Raw genomic sequence first — 2,239 nt, 5'->3', positions numbered from 1 at the left:
CTTCCTGTGCATGTCGAAAAATCAAGACAACTTGAGCTGTTTGAACTCTAATCTTATCCCGAACTGGCGTATATAATATATAAATAATAATATTATAACATAAGAATTAGAAAGAAGAAAATATATACCCTTCGGAATTTAACTGTAACAACTGTAACTCTGAAACGCTTTTACACTAAAACTTTTATTATCAACCATTTGCAATGTTTCACCAAGACAAGTAACACCAAAATCCGGTACAAAATACCCCAAATTTCACCCTCAAAGGCATCAAAAGACAAGCAAAAAGCCTTTGTCACGATGCTTTTTCCTGTACTTGGCGCAAAATATGTGCAACGCCGAATTTTTAGGTTCATCCCGGAACTGCATTGGTCTTATACCGGATTTGAGGTTTGCACACCCCAAAACACCTGTAGGTATTAGCAAAACGCTTCCTCAAAAAAAACAACTGAGATAACTGAGATTGAGACAGCCAAAGCATTCCCCCCGTTGCCACAACCCGACAGACGCTCATAGCACTCTTATTCAGAAGCCCGTGCAAGCCTTGTAGCGAAAGACCAAAGGGTACAGGCAAGAACAATTAGCAAATCACATTCAAGAAAAAAATGTCCTAAAAAAGTACGCAACTCCTACAAATGTACGCTAACGCATAACTGCCAAAAAAACTTGCCGTATCTTTGCATCGTGACCAAGAGACAGGCGCGCGTCCCGAACGAATCCCGAAGGCTTACGAGATTCCGATGGTTACAACAAGCCAAATTGCTCCTTGACATTCTGCAACAACCCCAGCACTATTGTGTGAAACAACAACCAGCAAAGAGTTTATTGACATCGCAGCACACACCACGGTAAGTTAAGTTTTTTTAACAGGATAAAGCCTGTGGTTTAATATTATTTGCCTTATATTTGCAACATAAACTATTACAAATAATCAAAAAATAAATAGAGGTATGAAGAATTTTATTTTAACATTACTTACCGCACTATTGGTATGTACTCCACTCAGTACACAAGCAAAGAACAACGAAGAGAAGTGCGTTATTACACTTTTGGACGGAAACAAAATCTCCGGAAAAGTCGTTAAGACCAACAACAAGAAATATGGCCCTAACAACGTAAGCAATCTGTATTCTGTTAAAGTAAAAGAAGACAATGGCAACGAGAGAGAAATAAGCGCCGACGAAGCCAACAGTCTTGTTATAACCTACGATGATGGTACAGAAATAGAATTTATGTCGCTCTACGCAGTCAAAAACTTCACCTTGGCAAAAAACATGAATAAATCGGGACACAGATATTTCTGGCTCGTAATTCAAAAAGGCAAAAACCTTATTGGCTTTGCATCTACATCGAGCATAACAACAGTTACAGGTGTAGGATTTATGAACAGCATACGCTCTAACAGTCTTGCATACAGTTATTGCAAGAAAGGCGATGAAATTGCTGTTACATACTATGTTCCAAGCGTCAATGCAACAGGAGGACTTACAGCCGACATCAGGCGCGCATTCGACCGCTTTCCGAAAATGGCAAACTACATAGAAAGCGATGATTTTAAACTGAAGGATTTCAAAAAGAATCCTTTCGGACTTCTTGACACTTTGGACGAATTACAATAACAAACAGAAAAAGGCAGCCTCATCAGACTGCCTTTCTGTTTATTTCAATATGCAAATGAGAACAATTTACAAAAAGGTGAAGTACATATTTCGGGGCAATACAGCAACAGTTTATTCTCGACTGTAAAAGTACATAACTACCGAACATATACTTTGCACAATTAACATATCCCTCCTCTGCTCTCGGAATTTAAATCAGCATAAAAATGGAAGAAAGCATTAACTATATGAGTGATAACGAATTACTCGCGATATTAGCATTTATTTGCATCTTGCTAATGATTGCAATTAAGTTTATTAACGGAACAAAAGTCTTTTTGATACACCTCGTCGTCTTCGGGTTATATTCATTATTTATGCTGTACGGACTGACTTTCGAGGGCAAAGATGGCACAAGTATCGTCTGGTTTAGTATTTTTGCAGTTTCGTATGTTGCTTACATCGCTCTGACGACAGTCTACATAATCTTTAAATTAATTTTCTAAATCAAGCTTAAAATGAAAAGAAGTCTATTTTTATTTGTCTGTTTGCTATGTTCCCTTCTCTTTAGAACGGAAACTTTGGCTCAATCAAAATTTAGCGATTATTGCCTATACAAAGATACTATGGACGTAGATTTG

1 protein-coding gene is annotated in these 2,239 nt (G+C 37.7%); it reads left to right on the top strand.

What is annotated here, in order from left to right; genetic code table 11:
- Positions 1-950 precede the first annotated feature (950 nt).
- On the top strand, positions 951-1,619 hold the full coding sequence (locus T538_RS0113720; protein ID WP_031534600.1) for a hypothetical protein: 669 nt from the start codon (positions 951-953) through the stop codon (positions 1,617-1,619).
- Positions 1,620-2,239: the final 620 nt, after the last annotated feature.

The sequence above is a fragment of the Bacteroides sp. Ga6A2 genome, assembly GCF_000702225.1.
Taxonomy (GTDB): domain Bacteria; phylum Bacteroidota; class Bacteroidia; order Bacteroidales; family Bacteroidaceae; genus Ga6A1.
Note: the sequence above shows the minus strand (reverse complement) of the source record. Positions and strands in the feature narration are given on the sequence as shown.

Bases quoted from the DNA above. Each gene is read 5' to 3' on its own strand.
- T538_RS0113720 (WP_031534600.1), top strand. From the start codon at position 951: ATGAAGAATTTTATTTTAACATTACTTACCGCACTATTGGTATGTACT.